We start from the raw sequence: 24,929 nt of genomic DNA on the forward strand, positions 1-24,929 counted from the left end.
GCAATCTTATGAAATAATAACAAGCTCCTGAGATTGCTTCGTCAATTACTTTGTAATTTTCTCCCAATGACGAGGAAAATGAATTTTGAGACAAATAAATGAAAAAAAAATTATATGAAGGTTCAAGTAAAATTTTATATTCTGCTGAAGAAGATTTTTTACTTATAATGGCTTTTTCCGATAAGGCTATTTTAGAAACAGGTGAGATTGTTGATATATCAGGTAAAGGAGTACTTAATAATAATATTTCTTCCTTTCTAATGGATAAACTGGAAATGATCGGCATTGAAAATCATTTTATCGAAAAAATAAATATGAGGGAGCAATTAATTCAATATGTTGAGGTTTTCCCGATACAAGTAATAATATCATCAGTAGCGTGCAGTAGATTTGTAAAAGAATTCGGAATTGATGAAGGGTATGTATTTGATAAACCTATCATTGATTTTAAGGTCCGAAGTCGTGAATTTAAATATCCGATAGTTAATGAGTATCAAATATTAAATTTCGGCTGGTTAACTAGGGATGAAATTAAAGCGGTAAAAGAGCAGGCTTTGCGTATATATGATTTTCTAAGCGGCTTATTTATCGGTGTCGGGATTCGGCTTGTTGAGTGTAAATTAGAATTTGGGCGTGTGTTTAACGGTGCAGAATCTATCATTATGTTAACTGATGAAATTAGTCCGGATAATTGTAGATTATGGCATATTAACAGTAATGAAAAATTGGGATTTGAATTGCTTGAAAAAGAACCACATAAGGTTTTTGAATCATATCAGCTAATAGCTGATCGTTTAAAAGAAAAATAAATATATTTTTTAAGCGATATATGCTATTTTGGACTGTTTAAGGTTTTATTACAAAGTTCAGTTTTGCGTCATTGCGAGGAAAATTACGAAGTACTTGACGAAGCAATCTCAGGATATTTGACGAGATTGCCACGCAGCCTACTGCTGCTCGCAATGACGATTAGGTGTCTACGCAGGAACAACATTGATTTTTAATAATTTTTTACAGTAAAAAAGATGAAAATACGATTTATTATAATAAGCTTTATAGCGCTAATCCTAGTAGGGTGGGGATATGCTGCCTATAAATTTGAACATCAAAGTAAAGAAAATATTATCTCTATTCTTGATAAATATGAAGAATATATAACTTATGATGCAATAAAAGTTAATAAATATGGATTTAGTGTTACTTTAAATAAAGTAATGTTAAAACCTATAGATTTTTATTGTGATGAAATAGTTATTAGACATATACCGTTTTTGAATATTACAAAAATTGATTCTTACGGAAATAATGTAAAAATTACTACCGCTCAAGATGAAAAAAATATTTTTTACTCACCTGATCATCATACAACAATTTGGTTTAGAAAATCTTTGTTTAATAGAGAGCCTGATTATTGGAAATTAAGCTTGAGTGACAATAAATCAACTCTTTATAGTTCTCTAGATGCAGAAAAATTAGCAGAGAGTGATATTAGTAATTCTGTAATTACTAATACTAAGACATCGGATAACCTTAATTTGTTAATTTTGGATGGAAAAAATACTGTTTCTTTTATTTCTGAAAATTACAGAAGAAATTTATATGATAAAATTTTTGAATTTTTGAGAGATCAAATAGCTAATGACTCTGATACTGCTTTCTTTGAGTATGGTTTGACAAAGTTAGATATATTGAATTTACCTATTTCTTACAATTCCAAATTAAAACTAAAATATAGTGATGAGTTAGTAGCTCTTGGGAAATTATTAATTCAAAATTTTTCTCTAGATCAAAGGCAAGATGAGAATATGTATGCTGTTATTTTTATGCAGATGTTAGGAGAATTAGTAAAAGGTAAGCCGTTTTTATTTGCTTGTGATATTGAAAGAAAAGGAAAAGTAGAAAGTAATTTATATAAATTAAATATAGAAAAAGATAAAATTTTTGATTTTGCTTTAAATATTAAATCTACTATAGAACCTTCTGAAACATACCAAAAAACGGCAGCTGAAGCTTTAGGAAGCTACTTTAGTAATGGTTTAAACAAAAGAGCTGAGTTAGATAAATTTTTTAAACTAACTAGCCCTATTACTCAAGAAGATGGAGAAAGAGTAATGGGTGTTTTTGCAAAAATAAATAATTCCGAATTTAATTTAAAAGGTGAGTTTGATCCTGAAGCAAAAAAATTATCCGGTAAAACTAATCTTGTAATGGATGATTTTAATTTTGCTATTGATATTGATATGCCTAGTATAGATAATCCTCTGAATCTAGAAAGCGTAATAAAATTATCGGATCCGAGTGTGGTTATAAATAATTTTGTGCATTATACTAATAATGCTATTGTACCGGTGCTTAATAAAATAGAAGATTCTAAGGAATTTGCTTTAAATCTAGGAAAACAATCTTCAATAATAAAGCAATACGGCTTTAGGGCAATAGAAGTTTTTAGTAAAAATTCTGAATTAAAAGACGGTGAATCTTTAGTAGTGGATGTAAAAAGTAAAGACGCCGGACTAACCTTTAACGATAAAGCTATTGATCAGATCCTTAGTGATGCAAGAGTATTAGAATTTATAAATGCCATGGCTATGATAGATCAAGAAAGCAAGTAGTCTAAGTGTCATTCCTGCTTTTGCAGGAATGAAATAAGAGCTACGAGATAAGGTCTACAAGTAAAAAATTTGAAGAAAAAATAAGTTATAAAAGAATGATTAATATTTCCTTTCCCGATGGGAGTATAAAACAATTTGCAAAAAACATTACCGCCTATGAAGTAGCAAATGCAATTTCAATGTCACTTGCTAAAGCAGCAATGGTTGCTGAAATAAACGGTGAGCTTCAAGACTTAAGTATCGTAATTGACAATGATTGCAAGCTTCGTATTTTAACTGCGAAAGATCCTGAATGTCTCGAGATAATAAGGCACGATGCGGCACATTTAACAGCAGAAGCAGTAAAGGAACTATTCCCTGAAACTCAGGTAACGATTGGTCCTGCAATTGAAAACGGTTATTATTACGATTTTGCTCGTGATAAACCTTTTACCAATGATGATTTAGCCGTTATAGAAGCTAAAATGCAAGAACTTTCACAAAAGAACGAGCAAGTAACAAGAGAGCTATGGGATAGGGATAAAGCCGTAGAGTTTTTTAAATCGATAGGAGAGCATTATAAAGCCGAAATTATTGCTTCAATTCCGGCAGGTGAGCCAATTACTTTATACAGGCAAGGTAATTTTATTGATCTATGCCGAGGTCCGCATGCTCCTTCTACAGGGGTTGTTAAGCATTTTAAGTTGATGAAAGTTGCAGGAGCGTATTGGCGAGGTGATAGTCGTAATGAGATGTTGCAGCGTATATACGGCACTGCTTGGGCCACGAAGGAGCAGCTAGATAGTTACCTATTGATGCTTGAAGAAGCCGAAAAGCGTGATCATAGAAAGCTTGGGCGTGAGCTTGATTTATTCCACTTCCAAGAAGAAGCTCAAGGAATGGTATTTTGGCATGATAAAGGCTGGAGTATATATAATACCATTGAGCAGTATATTAGGAAAAAGATTCGTAAAAACGGTTATACCGAAGTTAAGACTCCTGTTTTGGTCGATAAAAGCCTTTGGGAGGCTTCAGGACATTGGGAAAAGTTTCGTGATGATATGTTTGCGTTAGAAACAGACGACAAGACATTAGCTTTGAAGCCGATGAACTGCCCTTGCCACGTGCAGATTTTCAAACAAGGTATCAAGAGTTATCGTGATTTACCTCTTCGTATGTCGGAGTTTGGTTTGTGCCATCGTAATGAGGCATCCGGTGCATTGCACGGTTTAATGAGAGTGCGGAGTTTAGTGCAAGACGATGCACATATATTTTGTGCTGCGGAACAAATTACCGATGAAACGGTTAGTTTTTGTAAATTACTGACTGAAGTTTATAAGGATTTCGGCTTTACTGATATAAAGGTAAAATTCTCTGATCGTCCTGAAATCAGAGCAGGGAGCAATGAAGTTTGGGATAAGGCTGAGAATGCTTTAAAAGAAGCAGTAGAACAAGCAGGGTTTACTTATACACTAAACCCAGGCGAGGGGGCATTTTACGGTCCGAAGCTTGAGTTTGTATTAACCGATGCGATAGGGCGGCAATGGCAATGCGGTACGCTTCAGATGGATTTTGTTTTGCCGGAGCGGTTAGACGCTAGCTATGTTGCAGCAAGCGGAGAGAAAAAAAGACCCGTAATGCTACATAGAGCGATCCTTGGCTCACTTGAGCGTTTTATTGGTATATTGATCGAAGAATATGCAGGTAGGTTTCCGCTTTGGCTTGCACCAGTGCAGGTTGCTATTGCAACTATTACCAGCGATTTGAACGATTACGCTTTGGAAGTGCAGAAAGCTTTAATTGATAACGGGGTAAGAACGGATTTTAATATCTCACCTGATAAAATTAACTATAAGATTCGTGAGTTTTCTAATCAAAAAATACCGATGATTGCAGTAATCGGTAAACAAGAGCAAGAAAATAAACAAGTAGCGATTAGAAGGCTTGGAACTACTGCCCAAGAAGTATTATCGGTTGAGCAGTTAATAGCTGTGGTTAAAGAAGAGAATGAGAAATATTTGTAGCTTTTAAATCTAAAGGATGATATAAGATAATAATACGTATCATAGGGATATGATATCCTAATTAGGAAAAAATTCTAAGGAGATTATGTGAGAACTATTATTAATATAGCTGATTCGCAAATTAAAATTCTAGATAAACTATCCAAGAAAAAAATATCAAGAGATAAAATTATTGGGCAAGCTTTAACTAGTTACATTGCTAGTAATGATCACAATAATAAGGCATTTGAAAACGCTTTTGAACTCTGGAAAGATAAAAATCTAGATAGTGTAGAATATCAGGCTAAATTATGTAATGAGTGGAACGAATGAAAGCTACCTTTGATACTAATATATTAATAGATTATCTACAATAATGTCATTCCGTTGATCGCACATGGGTGACAACTTAAGGATCGATGTCATTCCCGCGAAGGCGGGAATCTAGGGTAAAGCGAGATACAGCGAGCTTTCCAAACAAATCTTTTAGACCAAGATTTTTTGATAAATTTTACTTTTCAAATAAAGCTTTAAGGTACTGGATTCCCGCTTTTGCGGGAATGACATAAGAGTCATGCAACAAGGGAACGCAGGTATGATATGAAACGGGCCATGTAATAAGGCCGCTTTTATCTCAGAATAAAATACATTTCTCAACTTATGAAAATCAAAACTTATTCTGTTTCTTTTTTATGGTCTGTTATAAAGCCTTATAAATATTGGTATTTTGTTATGATGCTTGGGCCTGCTTTCATCCTATTATATATAATTATGCCGTAAAGCTTTTGCTTGATTTATTTACCCACAATGAAAAGATTATATTTGCTCAAAGTTATAAACCGATAATATGGTTTGTAGCAGCACAAGCTATACTTGATGGTGCTTGGCGTGCTCATAACTTTGCACAACTTAAAGCAATGCCTCATATCTTTCAAGGCATGATGCATAAAATATGTAATCACTGTTTTAATTTGCCGTATACTTATTTTCAAAATAACCTTTCCGGTTCTATCGTTGGAAGAGTACGGGGCATAGGTGATAATTATTATAAAATGCACCAAGCAATCGAGTATCAATTAAGCAAACCGTTATTAATTACCTTGCTTTCCGGTATTGTACTGGGTCTTACTAATATTAAAGTATTTGTTGTCATTAGTACCTTTATGGCTATTGACTTACAGCTTGCTTTACAGTTTTTTACTAAACTTGCTACAATGGAACAAGATAAGCAAGATTCTTGGTAGCTGATTGTATTATAAACATCTTTACTATTTTTTCATTTGTAGCAAAGCAGCGAGAATTAAATAAAGTAAATGATTATTACCATAATGTACATCCTCTAACAAAAATATTACAAATATGATTTAATTATTTGTATAATACTCAGTTTAGTATATTGGGTATATAGGTGTATTTGTGTATGTAATTCATTTAACGTAATCTTGGTGAAATTAGTATCGGCGATATTGCTTTTATTATGTCCCTTACTTTTTTAGTTACTGAAAATTTGTGGCATGCCACTATGGAACTTAAAGACTTTTTAGAAGATATAGCAGCGTTTCGCTCCGCCTTTACAATCATGCAAATCCCACAAGATACTATAGATAAAAAATGCTGCTGAATTAAAAATCTTCAAAGGGGAGATTATATTTAAGGATATATCGTTTGCTTATAAAGAGGGGAGTAGTGTATTCCAGTCTCTTAATTTGTATATTAAAGCCGGTGAGAAAGTGGGTATTGTCGGGAATTCAGGTAGCGGTAAAGCCACTTTAATTGCATTATTATTGAAAAATTTTAAGCCGGAATTTGCGATATTATAATCGATAACCAAAGCCTTTACGATACTTCCTTTGACAGCCTGTGGGCGCAGATATCATTAATTCCTCAAGATATTATGCTTTTTCATCGCTCAGTAGGTAAGAATATCGGATATGCAAAAGAGAATGCTTTGCCTTGGGAAATAGAAAATGCCGCCAAAGCTGCAAATATTTATGAATTTATCGAAAGTTTACCGGAAAAATATAACACCATTGTCGGTGAGAGAGGAGTAAAGCTAAGTGGTGGACAGAGGCAACGTATAGCAATTGTCCGTGCTATTCTTAAAAACGCTCCGATTTTGGTTTGAGATGAAGCAACTTCAAGCCTTGATAGCCATACAGAGCAAGAAGTACAAAAATCTATGAATACCATGCTTGATATTGAGAATGTCACAACAATTGCTATAGCCCACAGATTATCTACTATCAAGCATATGGATAGAATTATTGTTATGGATAAAGGCAAGATCGTAGAAGACGGCACTTTTAAGGAATTCTGGGAGCATCAAGTTAACGGATTTGTTTAAACCGGCATTATATTAAGAATATGTAAGGTATCTCTAGGCAACAAAAAGCTAACTATGAAGTTCCTAACCTAATAAAAGGCATTTATTACATTTATAATCAAATATTTCATGAAATGTTGTTTTGAATTGCCAATCTTTTTTACAAGATGGACAATTTGAATAATTAGAACGTGCATAGGAGTTTCCTGATACCGGTGCTGCTATAGGATAAAAAACTTTCTTTTTTAAACATTTTTGTATTCGCTTACTCATTTTTCTTCCTTTTATAGAAATATCACTATCTAATGCTGCTAATTGTTTTTTCATTAAAGGTTCTAATGTTTATAGCTTGAAAGCCATAAGCTGTAAGCCGCCGCATAATCATTTGGCCAAGAAGTAATTGTTCCTCCGAGATATTGGTCTTTATCATTTATTATATATAAAGGTAGATATCGCCCCTCATCTGTACGTAATATAAGCTGCTCTTCATAAGCTTTTGACCATGAAATAGGATATAAATAGAGAAATTTTGCATTTTCAATATTTTTTTCTATATCAATAGGTGTTGCACTAACATAGTCTGCTGTTATTTTATAACTAATTATTACGCCCAATTGCTCTAATGCATCTTTATCTTTCAATGCATGATAGCTTAAATGTGAAGCATGCAAAGCATCTTTATTAGGCATTACTGCATAAAAAACCAATTTATTTTTTGTAAGACTAAAAATTCTCCATTATTTAATATATTACCGTTTTGGTATAAAGAACCGATAAAACTACAAAGTAAATGCCAATAATAAGAATTGCTTACTTTTATTAAACGATATAGTAACAAGATATATATTAGACATAGTTTAAATAAAATTTACCTATTTAGCTAAGAATGCTGCCTTTTATAATCTAACTTAATTGGAGTTTATTCCTAAAAAATTACTATTTAGGAATAAACGCCTAAATAGTTATATTAGTATATAAGTAAAGGATAAAAAACATAATTGATTTTAAACATGCTTTAAAGAAAAGTATAAAATACTACTTTTCAAAGAAAAGAGTTATACCCCTAAGGCTTTTTTCCCTTTAGATTGTTCTTGTTCAACTGTTTGAGTATGAGACTTAACTTGAGGAATTGCAAGATCGACTACATGTTCATATCTAACGCCATTTTCAAATAAAACTTGACCGCATTTATTCACTTGAATAACATCTTCTTTAGAGAATTTATTTAAAATAACTTCCGTGATATTATAAAGGAATTGCCAAGATAGTTCTATTCTTTCTTGTAATGTCAGCTTTTTATTTTCTGGTGTTTGACTATTAAGTGCCACATTTGGCGAATCATCAATATTACCTCCTGCAGCAGGTAATATATTGTTTTTACGTGCTGCTATTTTCTTATACATTAAAAATATTAATAATAATGCTAATAAGCAACCTATGGCAATTAAAATATGAGTATTAGAATTAGACACTATTTTGCTCTTCCTTGTTGTTGAGTTAAGTTGTGTGTTTTAGAAAGTATAGTAACCACTGCTTTACCTATATTAACTAAGTTAGCTATATCAGGAGTTAGCTTTGCAATTGCTAAGACCGGAGGCGGTAATAAGTTAGTTTTTATTGTGAGACTTATAACATTTCCGAGTTCTTGACTTCCTGGTATTACTCCTACTATTTTTTTTATGTCGCTTGCAATTTTCGTAGCTTTTTCTGCTGCTTTACATAAGGATTCTATCTTTTCGCTACAAGAAGCTTCCGGATGTAATACTTTTAATAATTCTGTTTTAGCTTCATTTAGATTACCAGAAATAGTATTCTTTACAGAGTTTAATTTGTCAATATTTGTATCTTGTGGCATTGCACTTTCAATATTACTTTTTAGTTCTGTTATTTTTTCTTCTACTTCATCTTTGCTTTTTGGTATAGCTTTAGTAGCTTTTACAATATTCTCTAGTGAAGCTTGGTTATTAGGGTTTTTATTTGCTATTTCAATAATTTTTCGAGTCGGTTCTTTTGATATTTCTGAAATTGTAGCAACTTTTTTGGCTTTTTCATAGATGTTTTCAAGCTTCTCATGAGATTTAGCTTCTTTCCTTATTTCTTTTATATCATTATGCAATTTTGTTATTTTGGGCAATAATTTTTTCAGAGTCAATAAGATTATTTACTTTTTCAAGTATTCCTCTTGTTTGTATAAATATTCCAAGCATCGGTATTTGAGTCGATATAACCCCGACTAATATATTGTCTAATGATTCTATAATTTTTTTAGAAGCTCCAGGATAGAGTTTATCTCATTCTTGCTGAAATAAAATGTGTTCTAAAACATTTAAACATTTTTCTACAATAATCCTGTCAAATAAAAATATATCTTTTGTTTTTTAACTGTTCTTGAGATGCTTTCTAAAGCGCTTCAGATAAAGTAGTTATAGATTCTTGGATTGTCCTATTAAAAAGTTTTTCTATTGTCGCTACATCGATATTTTCAGTGTGAGATAATTCATTAAAGAATTTTGTAAAATATAAAATAAGATCTTCTAAATCTTTTACATTCATTTTCAAAGATTTGGTAAAACCTTTTAATTTTATTAAAAGTCTTTGTTATTCTTTATTTAATCCGCTGAAACTAGAAAAATCAATTATAGACATAAAATTTTATTTTGTTATCAAATATTAATTAATCTTAAAGCTTTATAACCGTAAAATAAAATGTAAAATAGTTATCATTGTCCTTGAGATTAATTTTTGTTATATTACGTGCTAACATTGCTACAATAGATTTATATTGTTTTATTAGGATATAGGTATATTCTTGAAAGATTAAACTAATCTAACTAACATATTATCAATTATTCAAGAAATTTATGCGTAAATTAATTACATTTATTGTTACATTATTACTAACTAGTTCGGTTGCAGCAGTTGATTTGCAGGGAGCTTTAACTGAAGGATATAAGAATAATGAGGAGCTGAAAGCTGCTAGAATTAAGTTTTTAGACTCGATTGAGCAGTTTCCGCGAGCTTTTTCGGGGTTTATGCCTAGTGTCGGATTACAGATTAATAGACAACATAATAAGACTAAATATAATAAAAAATATGCTGATAGGCTTGGTCTCACTCCAAGGGAAACAGATAGTGATCAAGGTGCATTAACAATTCAACAGTCTCTATTTAATGGTGGTTCTAGCGTTGCGGCTCTTAAAGCTGCTCAAGCAGGATTTAGAGCTGCACGGGGTGCATATTATGCCGGTGAACAAAAAATATTATTAAATTTAATAACTGCGTATCTTGATTGTGTTGAGAGCAAAGCGAAATATGATATTTCCGAAAGTAGAGTTCGCACTAACATACAACAAGTTAACACCGTTGAGGAAAAATTAAGACTTGGAGAAGCAACGGAAGTAGATATAGCAACCGCAAGAGCGGGGCTTGCAGCAGCAGAAACGAATAAACTAGCTGCTTATGCCGATTTTCAAGGAAAAAAAGCAAATTTTATTAGAGTATTTGGAATAGAGCCGACTAATATAACTATGCCTGAGTTACCTAAAATGTTACCTGCTTCATTAGATGAGTTAACTGGAAGAGCTGCTAAACTCAATCCTGATATTGATTCGGCAAGGCATAATGTAACTGCGGCTAAAGCTTTAGAAATGGCAGAAAAAGGGAAATTATTACCGCAAGTAAGTGTGCAACTGCAATCCGGTAGAACATACTACAATCCACAAGGTGATATAAATGCTAGAAATGTAAATGCTATAAATAATAGAAGCTACACTACTACTCTTTCGGTAAATATCCCTATTTATCCTGAGGGAGGAGCTCAATATTCAAGAATCAGATCGGCTAAAAATCAAACAAGAAATAGTGCAGTTCAGCTTGATAATGTGATAAAGCAGACCCAAGCAGGGGTTGTAAGCGTGTGGGAGGGATTTGAAGCAGCACAATCTCGTATTGTTGCCGCTAATCAAGGAGTGGATGCTGCTCAAATATCATATGACGGTACTGTGCAAGAGGAAATAGTCGGATCTAAAACAATATTAGATGTTTTAACTGCCGAAGAAAAATTATACGAAGCAAAAATAACTCGTGTGGATGCGTATAAATCTTCAGTACTTGCGGCATATCAAATGAAATTGTTAACCGGCGAGCTAACGGCTCAAAGTTTAAAACTTAAAGTAAAATATTTTAGTCCTGAAGAAGAGTTTAAGACTATTAAAAAGAAAATGTTTATAGGTTTCTAACGTGAGTAAGGACAATAAAAAGAACCAAGATATGTCGATAGAAGACATATTAAAAGCGATTAAAGGAGTAATAAACGAGCGTAAAAATCCTATTCATGAAAATGATAGCGAAGATGAAGATGTATTAGAGCTAACGGAAATAGTAAATCAAGATGAAGAAGAAAAGTTAATATCAACTAAATCTGCTGAAGAGGTAGGTGATATTTTTAAAAATTTTACTAATACTATTAAAGATAAAAAGCTGGATAATAATATCTCATCTAAAAATGCACTTGAAGAATTAGTCGTTGAGATGTTAAAACCAGAACTTAAAGCTTGGCTTGATCAAAATCTACCTGTACTTGTTAAAGAGTTAGTAGAGATTGAGATAAAGAAATTGGTGCAGAATAGTAAGAGGTAGGGGAGTGAATGTCATTGCTAGCTAAAAGCGGGGGAGGTGTATGGCTTGTTTATGTCATTCCCGCGGAAGCGGGAATCCAACAATTAAAAGGTATATACACAGTAAGTTTTAATATTAAAAGCTCGATTTATCTCGCTTTACCCTGGATGCCTGCTTTCGCAGGAATGACATCGAACAACCTCCTGCTATCAAATAAATTATTTAATAAGGAATTATATGTTAAATAAATTATGTAAGATATTATTTTTTATAAATCTATTATTAGTGATAGTTCAAAGTTATGCTTCACCTCCGCCCTTACCGCCATCATTACCGGCTGCCGAAGTAGATAATAAAGATAAGGATGTTCGCTCTAGTGCCGATATTTCTTTTTTTGATAAATTTAAACAATTTTTTAGTAAACCAAAAAAGAAAGATATACACCCTAAACAAGCAAATGAACAAACTAAAGCAGCCCATCAAGAAGAACCAAAGCTAGCTTCCCAAGAGCCTAATGACAATGAACAAGCTGAGCCGTTTATAGATGTCGGTAATACAGCATTGCCTAGTGCTACAAGTGATAACGTTCATACAAATCCCAGTCATGAAAGTAGTGTAAATTTAGCTTCTCATGACATTCAGGAATCTAATGAAGCCGAGGCATCTGAACCTTTTATAGATATTGGTAGTGCAACGTTACCTAGTGTTACAAGTAATGAAATGCATGAAGCACAAGTTGCTTCTAATGAGCATAATGATACAAATTTAGCTTCTAATATTATAATTCCTAACGTACCGAGACCGATAGTATCTATGCCTCCGGCTCAAGCAGGAAGTTATTTAGTGCCTCCGCAGCGACCGGTGCAAATATATACACCAACCAATTTGCCGCCTGTGCATAAGCCTATTCCGCTTAATCCCCCTCCTGATGCTAATAAAGAGGAAGAAAGCGTAGCACCGATAGCACCGCCCTCTATAACTAATATACCTGCTGTTTCTCCGCCTGTGGTTAGCCCGCCGGTAACCCAAGATAATACATCAAGTACTATGCCGACAACAGTACCTCCGGCAGTACCTAGTAATGTACCTGCACCTTCGGTAATGCCTACAAATCAACCTTCTACACAGCCTATAACACCGACTAGCCCAAATACACCCGTTACTAATCCGTCTAAAGTAATTCCTACAACCGATTCTTCAGCAGAACTCAATAACTCGCAAGAGACATTTGTAGCTGTTTCAGATGTCCCAAAAAAACAAGATTGGAATACGCCGCTTATACCCGTTGTTGTAGTGAAGCTGAATCAACTTCAGCCTTTACAAATTAATAATAATCAAACTACAAATAATCAAGAGAAATCACCTCCGGCAAGCTCTCCAAATGTCACGATTCAAAAACAAGATAATAACGTAAATAATGAAACATCGGAGTTGGTAACAAAATTTGTTAAAGATGAAACACAAATGTTACTTTTACCTGATGATGATATAGTGCTTGGTAAACTAACAGAGCAGGAGACTTTAGAGCAGATGGATATGTATGCATATATAGAGCTGTTCCAAAAGAAAGCAGAATGGATAGCAAGTGCCGAAAGAAGAAAAGTTGTAGAGAGTTTTATTAAATATGATAATGATACAAATAAAAAGAAAGATATTTATGCCAATCTATCTTATTGTAGTGCAGTAGAGAATGCTTTTAGAGCAGTGGATAGAAACAATCTTTTTGGGTTGCGTGCGTTACTTGACGTTTATCCTATATTGCAAGAAAAAGGTAGAAGCGGTGAGACATTACTAACTGCTGCTATTTATAACGATAATTACTATTTAGCAAAATTTTTGGTCATACGAGGTATTAACATTTCTACTCTAAATGATGAGTGCCAATATCCATTAGATATTGCATTAGCTCAAGGAAACGCTAACATAGCTTGTATGTTAAGCAAAGCTAAGGGATATTGATAAGATTATTTTTATCGTCATTGCAAGCGACTGTAAGGAGCGTGGCAATCTCATAAAATAGTATAAAATCCTGAGATTGCTTCGTCAAAACTTACAGTTTTGCCTCGCAATTACGTAGCATTTTCAAACAATTTCTTTAAAGCTTAATTGCTTTTCTATGTTAAATAGTTTAATTTAGGAGAGAAAATAATTAATTAAATCTCTAATATATGAGCGATTTATTCAGCTTTAACAAAGAAAAGAAAAATAAGCTAGTCGATAATAACTATAGTGCAAAAGATATTGAAGTATTAGAGGGGCTTGAGCCTGTTCGTAAAAGACCGGGGATGTATATCGGGGGTACTGATTCAAATGCTATGCATCATTTAGTATCTGAGGTGCTGGATAATGCTATGGATGAAGCAGTCGCCGGCTTTGCAAGTATCATCACGATAAAAATGCATCATGATCATAGTATTACTATATTTGATAACGGTCGCGGTATCCCTATTGATAATCATCCTAAATTTCCTGACAAATCAGCTTTAGAAGTAATTTTAACTACTCTTCATTCAGGAGGTAAATTCTCAAATAATGTTTATCATACTGCAGGCGGATTGCATGGTGTTGGAATATCGGTAGTAAATGCTTTATCTAAACATTTAGAAATAAAGGTTTATAAACAAGGTAAATTATATAGCCAAAGTTATTCTAAAGGAGAAAAATTAACTGATTTAATATGTGAAGAAGCATCTAAAAGGCTAAGAGGTACATCAATAAATTTCACTCCCGATCCGGAAATTTTTAGTGACAAATTACATTTTAATCCTAAAAAGATTTATGAGCTTGCAAGGTCAAAAGCTTATTTATATCGCGGTGTTACTATAGAATGGGTATGCGAAGTAGAAGTACAGTCAGATATACCTAAAAAGGCATTAATAAGTTTCCCGAACGGTTTAAAAGATTATTTAAGTTCAAAAATAACTTTAGATAATTTAGTTATTCCAGGAATTTTTGCAGGTAATATAGAGTCTACGTCGGACAGGATAAAACTTGAATGGGCGATTTGTTGGCAAAATAACGATAGCGCGGCATTTGTTCAATCATATTGTAATACTGTTCCGACTCCTCAAGGAGGAACACATGAGCAAGGACTTAAGTCAGCTATTTTACGTGGGCTTAAAGCATATGGTGAAATGATAGGGAATAAAAAAGCTGCTAATCTAACTATTGAGGATATTTTAGAAACCACAAGTGTCGTACTTTCTATTTTTATAGCTGAGCCGTCTTTTCAAGGACAAACTAAGGAAAAATTAGTATCAAACGGTGTAAGTAAACCGGTCGAGAATATAATAAAAGATCATTTTGACCATTTTCTTAGTAGCGATAAAGCTTTAGCTACTAATTTACTTGAGCATGTAATTAGCATTGCTGAGTTTAGAATCAGTAAGAAAAACGAAAAAAATATTTCCCGTAAAAATGCCACTCAAAAATTACGTTTACCCGGTAAACTTGCCGATTGCACACGCACTTCACCTGAAGGGACAGAATTATTTATTGTAGAAGGTGATTCGGCAGGAGGCTCTGCAAAACAAGCACGTAATAGAGAAACGCAAGCAGTATTACCGCTATGGGGTAAAGTTCTAAATGTTGCGAGTTCTACGCTTGAGAAAATCGTTAATAATCAAGCAATACAAGATTTAGAAATAGCTCTTGCCTGCGGTAGTTTAAAGAATTATAAAAAAGAAAATCTGCGTTACGAAAAAATAATTATTATGACTGATGCAGATGTTGACGGTGCTCATATAGCTTCGCTATTAATGACTTTCTTTTTTTTACGAATGCCGAAATTGGTAGAAGAGGGGCATTTATATCTAGCTAAGCCTCCGCTTTATCGTTTAACGCAGTCTAATAAAACTTATTATGCAGGCGATGAAGAGGAAAAAGCTAAGTTAACGGATAAATTATTAAAAGCTAGTAAAGCTAAAATTGAAGTAGGTAGGTTTAAAGGTCTCGGTGAAATGATGCCTGCACAATTAAAGGAAACTACTATGCATCCGGAAAAAAGATCGCTTTTAAAGGTAACTTTAGAAGATGTTCAAAATGTTGATAAAATAGTAGATGATTTAATGGGTAAAAAGCCGGAAAAAAGATTTCAATTTATTTATGAACAGGCTTTAGTTAAAATGGATAAAATTATTAGTGAGCTGGATATTTAATCGTTATTGCGAGGAGCCGTAGGCGACTCGGCAATCTCGTCAAATATCCTGAGATTGCTTCGTCACATTACTTCGTAATTTTCCTCACAATGACGCTTTGCTTAAAAAACACACATATTTGGAGTATTATGTTATTACGTTTAATTATAACACTATTTTTTATTATAAATTCTATTTGTGCATTTGCAGAAGGAGAAAAAGAAACTGAAAATAAAATATCAAATCAGGAAGCTTATAAGCAATTTCAAGAAGTATTTGAACGTATCGAAAAGGCTTATGTACAGGTGCCCGATAGGCAAAAAATGATAGATGAAGCAATTAACGGTATGTTAAACTCACTTGATCCCCATTCAAGCTATTATACCGATGAGGATTTAGAAGATATTTTTACTTTTACAAAAGGTGAATTCGGCGGAATCGGTGTTGAAATAATGTATGATAGCGGAGCAATTAAGATAATATCGCCTATTGACGATTTGCCGGCTTTCAAAGCAGGGCTTAAAGGTGGGGATTATATAGTAGGCGTGAATGATGAGTTAGTCTCTACGCTTGGTCCTAATAAAGCTATAAAAGAGATGCGTGGTAAGCCTGGTACTAAGGTTAAATTGTTGATAATTAAGGAAGAAGAGGCAAAACCGCAAGAGCTAGAGCTTACTCGCGAAATAGTAAAAATCAAGCCGATAAAAGCACATTTAGAAAAAAATAATATTGCATATATACGTATAACTACTTTTAATGAGTCAACAATTTCTGAGCTGAAGGCAGCAGTAAAGAAGTTAAAAACTGAGGGTAAAGATGACCTTAAAGGTATAATGCTAGATTTACGTAATAATGCCGGAGGTATACTCGATCAAGCTATTGCTGTTAGTGATTATTTTATTGATTCCGGTGTAATTGTAACAACAAAAGGTAGAACTAAATCAAGTAATAGCGAAATTAAAGCAAATGAGTTTTCGTTAAAAGCTCCCAAAGTACCTATGATAGTTTTAATAAACGGTAATTCTGCCTCTGCCTCGGAAATAGTTGCCGGAGCTTTACAAGATCATAAAAGAGCAATAATACTTGGCACTAAGTCTTTCGGTAAAGGATCAGTTCAGGCTTTAACGCAAATCAATTCTAGGGCTGCCGTAAAACTGACTATATCTAAATATTACACCCCAAGCGGTCGTTCTATTCAAGCAGAAGGAATAGAGCCTGATATTTTAATTGAGCCGGCGAAAGTTGAGTATCCAGAAGTGAAAAAAATAGATAAGCGTTTTTCTGAGAGTTCTTTAAAAAATTATTTGAAGAATGATAATGAAAAAAACAAAGATAGCCAAAAAGCAACAAAAGCCAAAAATAATAAACAAGAAGAGAATGAATTATCGGAATTATACAAAAAAGATTATCAATTTGCTCGTGCTTATGATGTAATTACAGGGTTGATTATTAATAAGAAGCTGGAAACAAAAGAGAGAGTTAAACAAGAAGATAAGTAGAGAGGATAATATCATTCTCGGTTTTGCTGCATGGGTAGATTCTTCGTCATAAGCTACGGAAAAACTGTAAGTTTTGTACGTACGCGATCTCAGGCACCCTGGTTTATGAGATTGCCACGCTCCTTTTAGTCACTAGCAATGACGATTTGTTATGCGAGCAAGCCTTCCGCAGGGATGACATCAGTTGAGTTAAAAATAACTACTAGGTCTTATAATGAACCATAATAAGTATATAGTAAGATTGTCATTCATTATATTGTTTCTTAATATTGTCATAAATATGATGTTTTATCGTTATTTTATGATAAAAGAAATGATAGTAAAACAAGTGGCTTTGGAACATACTAAAATTGTAGAACTTTACACTGATAATATTTGGAATACTCATCAGAACGTAATCAGTAAATTACACAAATTCGATTATTTAAAACTATTACAAGATCAAGATTTTATTAATTTTGCAAAGATTACCGCTCAATGGTTCACCAATCTTAATATTAATATTTCTCTCTACGATCTCAAAGGTAATAAATTCATCACTAGTAATATGTTACATATGTATAGTGTAGACAATTATAAAGATGATAGTTTGGTTGAGATAGTTACCGCAAAAATCGATAAATTTTTTTTAAAATCCTTTACTTCAAAAGCTCCGCTTCGAGATGCTTTTGAAGGTATTACAAGTCATATATTATTACCAAGGGTAGTAATAGAAAATGAAAGTGATTTAACAGTGGAAGAGGCTTCTTTTATTACTAGCTATATCCCTGTTATAAATAATAATTTAGATTTTCCCGTAGATGCAGTATTTGAGATTAACACTAATATTACCAGCCAGTGGCAAAATATAACCTCTCTTGAGCAAAAGGTTTTTATAACTTTTATCATTATTTTTATAATATTCTGCACTATAATTATTAGTAATACTAACTATGCTAGACAAATCATTGAGGAACAGCTTGAAATAAATAGAAATTTAAAAGCTCAAATAGTAAAAGTAGAAAAAACCAGCTCTTCAAATACAAAGTTTTTGGCTAATATTAGTCATGAATTGCGTACACCGCTTAATGCTATAATAGGCTTTTCGGAAATTCTTATGTCGGAAAGAAATGAAGAAAAAAGTAAAAATTATATTAAAGATATAAATGATGCCGGTAAGCATTTGCTTAGTATGATTAATGATATTTTAGATCTTTCTAAAGCTTCTGCCGATAAATTAAAAGTAGATAGTATAGATCTTGATTTAAATAAATTAATTCGTTCTTCGCTGATACTTGTTAAGCCTCGTGCCGATCAAGCCGAAGTGGCTTTAATTAGTAGATTACCGAAAGAGCATGTGGTTATAAAGGCTGATCCAAAAAGGCTAAAACAAGTATTCTTAAATCTTTTATCAAATGCCGTGAAATTTACAAATTCCGGAGGCAGTGTTACTATTGCACTTGAAAAAGATGAGTTAGCAAAATTAGTATATATAAAAGTTATAGATACCGGTATCGGTATTGAGGAAAAAGATATCCCAAAAACTTTATCGGCGTTCGGTCAAATTGATAGTGAGCTTAGTAGAAAATATGAAGGTACCGGTCTTGGGTTGCCGCTTACTAAAAAGCTGGTTGAACTGATGAACGGTAAATTTGATTTGCAAAGTAAGATAAATGAAGGTACCACCATAACAATAACGTTTACATATGACGGTAGTATTGAAATATAAAAAATTGTGTGGAATATTAAAAAAATTTCGGTATTATAAAAAAATTATAAATTTTTAAAAAATATATGAAACTGATTGTCTTATTATTTACTTTTTTATTTTCTATGTTTTCTTTCGGAGAAAGCGAAACTATTAAAGGAAAGCCTTTAAAATATGTAGCAAATAATGATTTTGAAAATAGACTAGATGAACAGGAACAAGAAATCAGAAGGCTAATCGGTAAAGTTGAGGTTTTACAGCATAAAATTGATATGCTAACTCAGAACTCAAATATTTCAAATCAAGAAGAAAATACTGAAGTTTTAGAAGCCGGTGATTCAAAAAAACAAGATGTTTTTGATATAGCTTTGCTTAAAGATATGACGGATAATGCGCCTAAAAAACCTATTGCGGTTAATAAGGATATAGCTCCTGATAAGCAAGCCTATGATTTGGCTCTTGCTGCTTATAAAGATAATAAACTTACTGAAGCAAAAGATAAGTTTAAAAATTTTATCCAAAAATATCCTAACAGTTTGCTAATTAGTAATGCTTATTTCTGGTATGGGGAATGCTTTTTTAAACAAAAAGACTATAACGGGGCAGCGGTTAACTATTTAAAAGGCTATAAAGAGTTACCGAAAGGGGCCAAATCTTCCGATGGGTTATTGAAGTTAGCACTTTCCTTAGGCGAACTAAAAAAAACTCAGGAAGCATGTAATATGCTTGCTAAGTTTGATAAGGAATTTCCAACTAATAGAACTGCCGCATCCAAGAAAATGGCAGAAGATGCTAAGATTAAATTTGGCTGTAAAAATAAATAAAAATAATAAAATATGACTGATATTTTGGATGAAGTACTGAGTGATCAAAATGAAGAAAAAAGGTTAATTTTTTTCAAAAAGCTTTTACCTATAATAATAATCATTGCTATAATAGCTATTACTATAATGGTTGTTATTAATAATAATAAAGATAAAAGAATTAAAAATAACCAAAAAAACGGGGATATTCTTGTTAAGACTGTTGGTTTGGAAACAATAAAAGATAATGAAGAATTAGCTTTTAATACTTTAGAGAATTTAGTTACTACTAGTAATACTAAAATCAAAGAAATAGCTGCATTAGAACAAGTAGCCATAAAGATTTCAAAAAAAAAATATTCAGAAGCGAAAGACCTGCTTAATAAAATTATTGAAAATAAAGAATATTCCGAAATTTCTACTTCTTATGCACGTATTTCATGGTGTAGTCTTGTTATTGATGATCACAATCTAGATATTCAAGATAAAGAGAAATTGACCAAATATTTAAACTATTTTGATGATGAGAAAAAACCTTTTTGGGCTACAGCAACTATTATAAAAGCTATGTGGGATATTAAGAATAATATGAAACCGCAAGCAGAAAAAAATCTAAAAAATTTATTAATTTCAAATAATGTATCTGATCTAATAAAAGATCAGGCTAAAGCATTGCTTGTAAATTTAAATAAATAATAATTCGTACTTAAGGAAAAATATGACAAAAAAAATAGCACTTCTGTTATTACCGTTTATTTTAATTTCATGTAACGGGCTTGGACCAACAAGGGTAAAAAATATTGTTGAGTTGACTCCGAAATTAGCAATTCAGACTCATGAGCCTATATATTTAGATTCTAATGCAAATATATATGCATTTAATGCAAATATGCTTAAGAATAAACAGTATAGTTTCACTAGAAGTAAAACGATTACCGAGCCGGTTTTTATAGGCGATATGATTTATGCATTGGATATTAGATCAAATATTTCTGCATTTTCTATAGAGAAAAATAAGATTATTTGGTCTTATAATTTAAGTAGACATAAAAAAGATAATTATATAGGCGGTGGAATTTTACACCATAACGGAAAATTATACGTAACATACGGTTCAAGGTTGTTAGTAGTGCTAGATGCAAAATCAGGTTATGAACTAATTAGAAAAGAACTTCCGGATATTATTAGAATTAAGCCTATTGTGCTCAATGATAATACTGTCTTAGTGCAAACTATCAGTAATCAAACTATTGCTTTAAATGCAGAAACTTTAAAAACCGTATGGGAACATGAAAGCCTAGCGGAAGTTTTGTCGGCTAGTTATTTTATGACGCCGATAGTACAGCATGATAATGTAATAGTAGCTTATAATTCCGGACAAATACTTGCCTTAAATATAACAAACGGTGAAGTAAAATGGAATTTTGAGTTTACAAATCTTAATGATCGTACAGCTATACCGAATTTTGACGAATCAAGTATTTTATGTACTCCCGTTCATGATAATATGAATCTGTATATAGCAACCGGTCTTGGTAAGCTTATTAAGCTTAATGTAGCAACCGGCAGTGTGATTTGGCAGGTAAATGCCGAGGATATTCAATCAATGTCTTTAATCGGTAATAGTCTATTTGTAACAAATAATGCTAGACAAATAGCAGCATTTAATCCTGAAACAGGGAAAGTAAAGTTTGTAGCTGATTTAAATGATGGACAAGATCCTAAGAAACTAAAATCTGCTGCTTTTTTAGTACCTTTTGTTGGAGTTAATAATAACAATAAGCGAAGTTTAAATGTTATTTCCGTTAACGGTGTTTTATATAGTTTTGATGTTGATAATAATGGATTAAACATGATACCTCATGTTGTCAAAATTATAAAAAATATTCGTTATTATGGGCTAAGAGCAAATAATAATTTATATTTTTCTACCGATAGAAAAATAATCTTTGGAAGTAAATAAATTATATTTAGCTTGACAGATAGCGGGTATTAATGCTATTAAATATGTTGCTTGATTCTTTAATTTTAAATTCTAATTAAAAAGATACTATTGTGAAAACTTACTCGGCAAAGCCATCGGAAATTGAAAAGAAATGGTGGGTCATAGACGCAAAAAATATTGTACTAGGACGACTCGCTAGCAGAGTTGCTAATATGCTACGCGGCAAGCATAAGCCTAGCTTTACACCTCATTTAGATTGTGGTGATAATATAATCATAATAAATGCGGAGCATGTAAACTTAACAGGTAAAAAAGCAAATCCCAAAGACGGAAAAATATATTACAGATATACAGGATTTCCAGGTGGGATAAAAGATACTACGGCAGGTAAAATCTTAAGTGGTAAACACCCTGAGAGAGTTATTAAAATGGCCGTAAAAAGAATGATTACAAGAAATGCTTTAGGTGCTAAGCAAATGAGTAATTTGTATGTTTATGCAAATGGTGATCATCCTCATATGGCACAGCAACCTACTGTTTATGATTTTGCAAGCCAAAATCCAAAAAATAAAAAGTAATAGAATATGCCCGAGTTAAAAATTAAAACAGAAAAAGTAGAAAAGCAGTTAACTAAAGAACCTTTAGTATTAAAAACTCCTAAAGAAAAAATAGATAATTTAGGCAAGTTTTATGCTACAGGTAAAAGAAAAAATGCTATAGCACGAGTATGGCTTAAAGTAGGAAAAGGAAAAATAGTTGTTAATAAAAAAACAATAGCCCAGTATTTTCCTTCTGAAACTTATGTGAAAACTATCTTACAGCCGTTTGTCTTAACAAAAACTATTGATCAGTATGATATAATTTGTACTGTTAGAGGTGGAGGAATTTCAGGACAGAAAGGTGCTATTTTACATGGAATTTCTAAAGCTTTAGATAAATCTGCTCCGGATTTTCATGCTATTTTGCGTAAAGGTGGTCTTTTAACACGTGATTCTAGGGTAGTAGAGCGTAAGAAATACGGACAACGTAAAGCACGTAAGAAAACACAATTCTCTAAACGTTAAGATACAATTTGAGAAGTTGCTAGTCAATTGTTGCATGGATCAATTTTTTATTATCATCCCGCGACTTGATCGTGGGATTCAGCTTAAAGTATTTAAATTAATTAGTATTTTAAGTTATTTTTTTGGGATACCGTGGTCAAGCCACGGTATGACACTAAGTACATTTTCCAAGCCATGCAACCGCTTTTATCTAGAATGACACTCCTTAACAAATTATATAAACACTTTTCCCCTGGCGGGGTAGCTCAGTTGGTTAGAGCGACGGAATCATAATCCGTGTGTCGGGGGTTCAAATCCCTCCCTCGCTACCATTCATCCGTCTTTTTGACAGTTCTATAGTAAACTGATTTGAACTTTGTGCTTCGTTGTTCATCCTCTCGTCTATTATATATAGGCTCTACCTTCGTGCCTGGCACAAAATGGGGGTGAGTTTACTATAGTACTGTTAAGTTAACAGTGCCATAGTTTTTAATAAAATTTTGTATAAGATAAATATTAGACTGCTTGCATAACCTATTTTATAAAGAGGAATTTGAAGGAGGCACAGAACATAGAACCGGAGCGTAGCCAAATCTATGTAAGGATTCGAGTACCAGATCCAAATGACCTTTAGAAAAGAGATTATGCCAAGGAGTCTATTTTATATTAGGTTCTGTGAAGATCTCTAAAACGATTTGATTTGCACTAAAAAATATCTCAAAATAAAATCAATTAGAAATCTTTACAAAGCATAGCATTTTATGAAATTGATTTTAACAAGTTTAATTTTTATATTTATGAGCTTTCTTCCAATATATGCTAAATCCTTACTTAAAGGGTTCATGTATCTGAAAGATATCGACCCTACAATTATTCAAAATATGCATTATTATTCAGATGAAAATTTTGTTGGTAAAAAGGTAGATGGTTATAAAGCACCGGAAGCAATTTTAACCATATAAGCTGTTAAGGCTCTTAGAGCAGTACCAAGCTGAGATACAAAAAGATGGTTATTCACTGATTATATGCATATAGGCCACAAAAAGCTGTACAACCTTTTTAAGATGGAGCAAAGATAATATTGATCAAAAAAATAAGGAAAGCTTTTACCCATATAGAGATAAGTCTAAATGTTTTATATTAGGTTATATAGCTGAAAGATCTAGTCATAGTAATACTGTAGCTTGATCAATAATAAAGCTTCAGAAGGAAGTTAATAATAATTCTGAAGTTATTATTAAGAGAAAGCTGAAAGACACGCGTGTTATAATCCTCTTTAGATGACAATACGGTAGACATGTATACTTCTTTTGACTTATTTGATGAAGCTTTACCTAATGATAGTAAATTAATTGATAAGCAATATTTAGCAAAACGTAATTATTTATGTTCTAAGATGCAAAAACATAATTTTAAAGCATGTAAAATTGAGTGGTGGCATTATACAACTTGCAGATGAGCCTTATAAAGATCAATATTTTAACTTTGATATAGAAAAAAACTATGACAGTATTCAGTGAGAAAAGATGCATACCATGTGAGGGTGGAGTTCCGCCACTTGAGAAAAAAGAAATTGATAAGTTATTAGTTCAATTACAAAGTGAGTGGCAAGTGAATGCATTAGGGCCTCTTTATAAAAAATATAAATTTTCTAATTTTATAAAAGCTATGGAATTTGCAAATAAGATAACTGAAATTGCAGAGCAGGAAGCACAGCATCCCGATTTAACTATATCTTGGGGAGCATGTAGTGTGGAAATATGGACTCATAAAATCGACGGTCTTATGGAAAACGACTTTATATTGGCTGCAAAGATAGAAAGTAAAATCTAATTATTTTCAGGTTGAATTACTTAAGTGAAAAGAATAATAGCAAAAATCACACAAGTATCAACAGCAGCTAAACTATGGTTTCTTATTAAATTAATTGAATTATAACAATAATCTTAATAATAAGACATGTTATAATAAACATAAAGTAACGTTATGCCAAATTATCATATTAAATTTTTACCAAATATGGTTAAGTTAATCGGTTATTTTTGTAGACTTATTTTATTACCAAATTTAATACCAGCTGATTCTAGTGAAAATAGTTATGACCAAAGCCTTGATAGAAATAAGGTATATTCTGTACATTTAAAACCTTTTTCTAATACCTCTACATATTTTTTAGATGAGCATCCTGATCATACCTTTGTACATATTGCTGATAAAAAATATATTTTATATGGATTGGTTAGAGAGCTAAAATTTGCGTTTGAAGATATAAATTCATGATT

31 protein-coding genes and 1 tRNA gene are annotated in these 24,929 nt (G+C 32.4%); 27 read left to right on the forward strand and 5 right to left on the reverse strand.

Annotation, left to right across the window (positions count from 1 at the left end; genetic code table 11):
- The first annotated feature begins 98 nt into the window (after positions 1-98).
- The 9 genes from RSA_RS01495 to RSA_RS01530 all read left to right on the forward strand — a co-directional run bounded on the left by RSA_RS01495 (position 99) and on the right by RSA_RS01530 (position 6,938).
- A complete protein-coding gene (locus tag RSA_RS01495; protein WP_014364489.1) occupies positions 99-809 on the forward strand; it encodes a phosphoribosylaminoimidazolesuccinocarboxamide synthase in 711 nt (236 codons plus the stop codon).
- A gap of 216 nt (positions 810-1,025) precedes the next feature.
- A complete protein-coding gene (locus tag RSA_RS01500) occupies positions 1,026-2,612 on the forward strand; it encodes a hypothetical protein (protein WP_014364490.1) in 1,587 nt (528 codons plus the stop codon).
- 95 nt (positions 2,613-2,707) lie between these two features.
- Positions 2,708-4,615: a threonine--tRNA ligase gene (gene thrS / locus RSA_RS01505; protein WP_014364491.1), complete on the forward strand. Its 1,908-nt coding sequence runs from the start codon at positions 2,708-2,710 to the stop codon at positions 4,613-4,615.
- An 87-nt stretch (positions 4,616-4,702) separates the two neighbouring features.
- Entirely contained in the window at positions 4,703-4,927 is a 225-nt protein-coding gene (locus RSA_RS01510) for a hypothetical protein (RefSeq protein WP_014364492.1), read from the forward strand.
- A 452-nt stretch (positions 4,928-5,379) separates the two neighbouring features.
- Positions 5,380-5,838, forward strand: coding sequence for a multidrug ABC transporter ATPase (locus tag RSA_RS07150; RefSeq protein ID WP_231284244.1), 459 nt, complete (start codon positions 5,380-5,382; stop codon positions 5,836-5,838).
- A 233-nt stretch (positions 5,839-6,071) separates the two neighbouring features.
- Positions 6,072-6,215 (forward strand): hypothetical protein, encoded by a 144-nt coding sequence (locus tag RSA_RS09250; protein WP_196242469.1) that lies wholly within the window; start codon positions 6,072-6,074, stop codon positions 6,213-6,215.
- 85 nt (positions 6,216-6,300) lie between these two features.
- Positions 6,301-6,414 (forward strand): ATP-binding cassette domain-containing protein, encoded by a 114-nt coding sequence (locus tag RSA_RS09925; protein ID WP_014364493.1) that lies wholly within the window; start codon positions 6,301-6,303, stop codon positions 6,412-6,414.
- A gap of 50 nt (positions 6,415-6,464) precedes the next feature.
- Positions 6,465-6,719, forward strand: coding sequence for an ATP-binding cassette domain-containing protein (locus RSA_RS09930; RefSeq protein ID WP_269208631.1), 255 nt, complete (start codon positions 6,465-6,467; stop codon positions 6,717-6,719).
- A gap of 54 nt (positions 6,720-6,773) precedes the next feature.
- Positions 6,774-6,938 carry a multidrug ABC transporter permease gene (locus RSA_RS01530; RefSeq protein ID WP_012262273.1) on the forward strand — a complete coding sequence of 55 codons (165 nt, stop codon included), beginning with the start codon at positions 6,774-6,776 and terminating at the stop codon, positions 6,936-6,938.
- Positions 6,939-7,001: 63 nt separating this feature from the next.
- Here the strand turns inward: RSA_RS01530 and RSA_RS01535 are convergent, their stop codons facing one another.
- From RSA_RS01535 to RSA_RS10440, 5 genes are all read right to left on the reverse strand, one after another.
- On the reverse strand, positions 7,002-7,244 hold the full coding sequence (locus tag RSA_RS01535; protein WP_041472324.1) for a DUF2310 family Zn-ribbon-containing protein: 243 nt from the start codon (positions 7,242-7,244) through the stop codon (positions 7,002-7,004).
- Positions 7,245-7,252: 8 nt separating this feature from the next.
- On the reverse strand, positions 7,253-7,606 hold the full coding sequence (locus RSA_RS08290) for a DUF2310 family Zn-ribbon-containing protein (RefSeq protein ID WP_196792867.1): 354 nt from the start codon (positions 7,604-7,606) through the stop codon (positions 7,253-7,255).
- A gap of 366 nt (positions 7,607-7,972) precedes the next feature.
- Positions 7,973-8,389 carry a DUF2660 domain-containing protein gene (locus tag RSA_RS01545; RefSeq protein WP_012150515.1) on the reverse strand — a complete coding sequence of 139 codons (417 nt, stop codon included), beginning with the start codon at positions 8,387-8,389 and terminating at the stop codon, positions 7,973-7,975.
- Positions 8,389-9,033 carry a hypothetical protein gene (locus RSA_RS10435; RefSeq protein WP_014364495.1) on the reverse strand — a complete coding sequence of 215 codons (645 nt, stop codon included), beginning with the start codon at positions 9,031-9,033 and terminating at the stop codon, positions 8,389-8,391. Before RSA_RS10435 ends, RSA_RS01545 begins: the two co-directional genes overlap by 1 nt.
- Positions 9,034-9,317: 284 nt before the next feature.
- Positions 9,318-9,476, reverse strand: coding sequence for a hypothetical protein (locus RSA_RS10440; protein ID WP_155813319.1), 159 nt, complete (start codon positions 9,474-9,476; stop codon positions 9,318-9,320).
- A 302-nt stretch (positions 9,477-9,778) separates the two neighbouring features.
- Between RSA_RS10440 and RSA_RS01555 the strand changes: the two genes are divergently transcribed.
- From RSA_RS01555 to RSA_RS01635, 18 genes are all read left to right on the forward strand, one after another.
- Positions 9,779-11,155: a TolC family protein gene (locus RSA_RS01555; RefSeq protein WP_014364497.1), complete on the forward strand. Its 1,377-nt coding sequence runs from the start codon at positions 9,779-9,781 to the stop codon at positions 11,153-11,155.
- Position 11,156: 1 nt separating this feature from the next.
- Positions 11,157-11,555, forward strand: coding sequence for a DUF2497 domain-containing protein (locus RSA_RS01560; protein ID WP_014364498.1), 399 nt, complete (start codon positions 11,157-11,159; stop codon positions 11,553-11,555).
- A gap of 8 nt (positions 11,556-11,563) precedes the next feature.
- Positions 11,564-11,782 carry a hypothetical protein gene (locus tag RSA_RS09255; RefSeq protein ID WP_014364499.1) on the forward strand — a complete coding sequence of 73 codons (219 nt, stop codon included), beginning with the start codon at positions 11,564-11,566 and terminating at the stop codon, positions 11,780-11,782.
- Positions 11,772-13,493, forward strand: coding sequence for an ankyrin repeat domain-containing protein (locus tag RSA_RS01570; protein ID WP_014364500.1), 1,722 nt, complete (start codon positions 11,772-11,774; stop codon positions 13,491-13,493). Before RSA_RS09255 ends, RSA_RS01570 begins: the two co-directional genes overlap by 11 nt.
- Positions 13,494-13,702: 209 nt before the next feature.
- The gene (gene parE / locus RSA_RS01575) at positions 13,703-15,691 is read left to right on the forward strand and encodes a DNA topoisomerase IV subunit B (protein WP_014364501.1); all 1,989 of its coding nucleotides are present in this window, start codon (positions 13,703-13,705) and stop codon (positions 15,689-15,691) included.
- Positions 15,692-15,819: 128 nt separating this feature from the next.
- Entirely contained in the window at positions 15,820-17,169 is a 1,350-nt protein-coding gene (locus RSA_RS01580) for a S41 family peptidase (RefSeq protein ID WP_014364502.1), read from the forward strand.
- 214 nt (positions 17,170-17,383) lie between these two features.
- Complete coding sequence (locus tag RSA_RS01585; protein WP_014364503.1) at positions 17,384-18,877, forward strand: sensor histidine kinase; 1,494 nt, start codon at positions 17,384-17,386, stop codon at positions 18,875-18,877.
- Between the two features lie 65 nt (positions 18,878-18,942).
- Positions 18,943-19,680 (forward strand): tol-pal system protein YbgF, encoded by a 738-nt coding sequence (gene ybgF, locus RSA_RS01590; protein WP_014362838.1) that lies wholly within the window; start codon positions 18,943-18,945, stop codon positions 19,678-19,680.
- 12 nt (positions 19,681-19,692) lie between these two features.
- A complete protein-coding gene (locus RSA_RS01595; RefSeq protein WP_014364504.1) occupies positions 19,693-20,355 on the forward strand; it encodes a DUF2659 family protein in 663 nt (220 codons plus the stop codon).
- A 22-nt stretch (positions 20,356-20,377) separates the two neighbouring features.
- On the forward strand, positions 20,378-21,622 hold the full coding sequence (locus tag RSA_RS01600; RefSeq protein ID WP_014364505.1) for an outer membrane protein assembly factor BamB: 1,245 nt from the start codon (positions 20,378-20,380) through the stop codon (positions 21,620-21,622).
- Positions 21,623-21,714: 92 nt separating this feature from the next.
- Positions 21,715-22,182, forward strand: a complete 468-nt coding sequence (gene rplM / locus RSA_RS01605; protein WP_012150529.1) for a 50S ribosomal protein L13 — start codon at positions 21,715-21,717, stop codon at positions 22,180-22,182.
- Positions 22,183-22,188: 6 nt separating this feature from the next.
- Positions 22,189-22,668, forward strand: a complete 480-nt coding sequence (rpsI, locus tag RSA_RS01610) for a 30S ribosomal protein S9 (protein WP_012736490.1) — start codon at positions 22,189-22,191, stop codon at positions 22,666-22,668.
- 34 nt (positions 22,669-22,702) lie between these two features.
- Positions 22,703-22,867 carry a hypothetical protein gene (locus RSA_RS08300; protein ID WP_155105196.1) on the forward strand — a complete coding sequence of 55 codons (165 nt, stop codon included), beginning with the start codon at positions 22,703-22,705 and terminating at the stop codon, positions 22,865-22,867.
- A 35-nt stretch (positions 22,868-22,902) separates the two neighbouring features.
- Positions 22,903-22,979: transfer RNA gene (locus tag RSA_RS01615), tRNA-Met, on the forward strand.
- Between the two features lie 429 nt (positions 22,980-23,408).
- Positions 23,409-23,609, forward strand: coding sequence for a hypothetical protein (locus RSA_RS01620; RefSeq protein WP_010976975.1), 201 nt, complete (start codon positions 23,409-23,411; stop codon positions 23,607-23,609).
- Positions 23,610-23,944: 335 nt separating this feature from the next.
- Positions 23,945-24,106 (forward strand): M15 family metallopeptidase, encoded by a 162-nt coding sequence (locus tag RSA_RS01625; protein ID WP_014364506.1) that lies wholly within the window; start codon positions 23,945-23,947, stop codon positions 24,104-24,106.
- Between the two features lie 44 nt (positions 24,107-24,150).
- Positions 24,151-24,480, forward strand: a complete 330-nt coding sequence (locus RSA_RS01630; protein ID WP_014364507.1) for a 4a-hydroxytetrahydrobiopterin dehydratase — start codon at positions 24,151-24,153, stop codon at positions 24,478-24,480.
- A 153-nt stretch (positions 24,481-24,633) separates the two neighbouring features.
- On the forward strand, positions 24,634-24,927 hold the full coding sequence (locus RSA_RS01635; RefSeq protein WP_014364508.1) for a hypothetical protein: 294 nt from the start codon (positions 24,634-24,636) through the stop codon (positions 24,925-24,927).
- Positions 24,928-24,929 lie beyond the last annotated feature (2 nt).

It is taken from the genome of Rickettsia philipii str. 364D (assembly GCF_000283995.1).
GTDB classification, from domain to species: Bacteria; Pseudomonadota; Alphaproteobacteria; order Rickettsiales; family Rickettsiaceae; genus Rickettsia; species Rickettsia rickettsii.